This is a genomic window from Alcanivorax sp. HI0083 (assembly GCF_001635175.1).
In genome coordinates, this window is record NZ_LWFX01000962.1 from 1 (window position 1) to 2,860 (window position 2,860).

At 60.0% G+C, this 2,860-nt stretch carries 2 protein-coding genes; both read left to right on the top strand.

Features of this window, described 5'->3' with window-relative positions:
* Positions 1-1,058 (top strand): alanine racemase (gene alr, locus A3754_RS11080; protein WP_197468628.1); only part of this gene is annotated, 1,058 nt, incomplete at its 5' end.
* 284 nt (positions 1,059-1,342) lie between these two features.
* Positions 1,343-2,710, top strand: a complete 1,368-nt coding sequence (radA, locus tag A3754_RS11085; RefSeq protein WP_063519728.1) for a DNA repair protein RadA — start codon at positions 1,343-1,345, stop codon at positions 2,708-2,710.
* Positions 2,711-2,860: the final 150 nt, after the last annotated feature.

The following is a 2,860-nucleotide window of genomic DNA, read 5'->3' on the forward strand; positions in this document are numbered from 1 at the left end:
GAGGCACCCGAGTCGAAATTCGTCCTTCTGCGCTGGCGCATAATGCGCGTCTGGCCCGGCAACTGGCTGATGGGGCTGAGGTGTTTGCCATGGTCAAGGCCAACGGCTACGGGCACGGCCTGTTGCGGGCGGCGGATGCCATGCACGACAACGTGTCGGGCCTGGGGGTGGCGCTGGTCGAAGAGGCACGTGCGCTGCGAGAAAACGGCATGACCTTGCCGATTCTTGTGGCCGAAGGCTTCTTCGATGCCGAAGAGCTGAAGGAGGCGGAGCGGCTATCCCTTGAGGTAGTCGTGCACTCGTTATGGCAAGTGGATTTGCTGCTGGCCAGCCCTTGCCCGGTGCGCATCTGGTTGAAAGTGAACACGGGCATGAACCGTCTTGGTTTTCGCCCGGACACGGCCCTGCAGGCAGCGGCGCAATTGCGGGCAGCGGGAATGGCACCGGTGGGTGTCATGAGCCATTTTGCCTGTGCGGATGTGAGTCAGGATACCTATTCCGAGAAACAGCTGCTGGTCGCCGGGCAGATCGCGGAGCAACTGATGCTGCCGTTATCGGCGTCCAACTCGGCAGCGCTGCTGCGTTACCCCCAGGCCCGCGCGCAGCGGGTGCGTCCCGGCATCATGCTGTACGGCTCGTCTCCTTTCGACTGGCAAACGGCCAGCGAGCTGGGCCTGGCGGTCAGCCACCGGTTTACCGCCCGTGTAATTGCCATTAATGCGGTGGAGGCAGGTGAAAGTGTGGGCTACGGCGCGACCTGGACCACAGCTGAACCCTGTCAGGTCGGTGTGGTCGCCGTGGGCTATGGCGATGGCTACCCGCGGCATGCCCCCAGTGGTACGCCGGTGGCCGTGAACGGGGTTGTCACGCAATTGGTGGGCCGTGTTTCCATGGATATGCTTACCGTTGACGTGACCGGGCTGGGTGCCAGTGTGGGTGATGAGGTGGAATTATGGGGCGACGTGGTGGATGTGGATGACGTTGCCCGCGCCTGTGGCACCATCAGTTATGAATTATTCTGCCAGATCACCGCACGCCCGGAACGCATTGTCGTTTAATCCGAAGGCCGCTGTAGAAACGTAGCGCAGCGGAGTAACGCACGAAGTGCGGCCCGGAGGGTGAGCGCAGCGAATAACACCTCTTGAGGTGCGAACAAAACAGTTACGAGTTGCGAGTAGCGAGTTTCGAAAACCAAACCTATCAGGCCCGGCAGGTTCCGGTTGTGCTTTTCGCTACTCGAAACTCGTTACTCGCTAACGCTCGTATCCGCACCTCAAGCGGTGTTATTCGCTACGATTCTGCAGTGGCTTTGTAGATAGCAATACACGAGAAGGACTTGTTTGTGGCCAAGAAAAAAATCGCGTTTGTATGCACGGATTGCGGAGCGGATTTTCCCAAATGGCAGGGGCAGTGCCCGGCATGCAATGCCTGGAATACCTTGCAGGAATTTGTCCACGACCCTGCTACGCCATCGTCGAAAGGGGCGGGCAGCCGCGGCGGTTTTTCCGGGCAGCTGTCAGAAGTGCAGAACCTCAACGATATTGTGCTGGAAGAAACGCCACGCATTGGTTCCGGCATGGGCGAGCTGGATCGCGTGTTGGGCGGGGGGCTGGTGCCTGGCTCGGCGATCCTGATCGGCGGGCACCCTGGCGCCGGTAAATCCACCTTGCTGCTGCAGACACTGTGCAAACTCTCGGACAGCCAAAGCTGCTTGTATATCACCGGTGAGGAATCCCTGTCCCAGGTGGCCATGCGCGCCGATCGTTTGAAACTTCCCAAGGAAAAACTGCGCCTGGCGGCGGAAACGGATGTGGAGCAGATTCTGGAGCTGGCCCGTAAGGAAATGCCGCGCATCCTGGTAGTGGATTCCATTCAGGTGATGTTTCTCGCGGCGTTGCAGTCTGCGCCGGGGAGTGTGGCCCAGGTGCGCGAATGTGCGGCAGCCCTGACCCGCTTTGCCAAACAAACCGGCACCGTGTTGCTGCTGGTGGGGCACGTTACCAAGGACGGCACCCTGGCAGGGCCCAAGGTGCTCGAGCATATGATCGATTGCTCACTGATGCTGGAAGGCTCCACGGATTCCCGCTTTCGCACTCTGCGCGGCCTGAAAAACCGTTTCGGGGCGGTGAATGAGCTGGGGGTGTTCGCCATGACTGGCGAGGGCCTGAAAGAAGTGAAGAACCCGTCTGCCATTTTCCTGAATCGGGCTGATGAGATTGCCTCGGGCTCGCTGGTTACCGTGGTCTGGGAAGGTACACGACCGTTGCTGGTAGAGCTGCAGGCGTTGGTGGATGCCTCCCATTTTGGCAACCCCAGGCGTATCTGTGTGGGACTGGAAGGTAACCGACTGGCCATGTTGCTGGCGGTGCTGCATCGTCATGGTGGTATCCAGGTGGGCGATCAGGATGTGTTCATGAATGTGGTTGGCGGGGTCAAAGTGACGGAAACCGCCGCGGACCTGGCCCAGGTGCTGGCGATTGTGTCCAGCTTCCGGGACCGTGCGCTGGAGCGCGAGTTGGTGGTGTTTGGTGAGGTGGGGTTGTCCGGCGAGATCCGGCCTGTTCCCCAGGGGCAGGAACGGCTTTACGAAGCGGTGAAGCACGGCTTCAAAAAAGCCATTGTGCCCAAAGCGAACCTGCCCAGAAAACTGCCCGACGGTGTGGAGATTATCGGCGTCAGCAATGTGGCCGAGGCGCTGGAGTACCTTTGATTATCGCTCGTTGAGAGCAGGCGAGAAGGATTCCGACTTCGGTATACGTGCCCGGTTGTTCGAGCCGCAGCCAGGGCCGCACATTGCGGTGCGGCCCTGGTGCGAAGAGAGGATCGGCGTTTTATCTGCCCTATGGTTTCACAAAGGTGG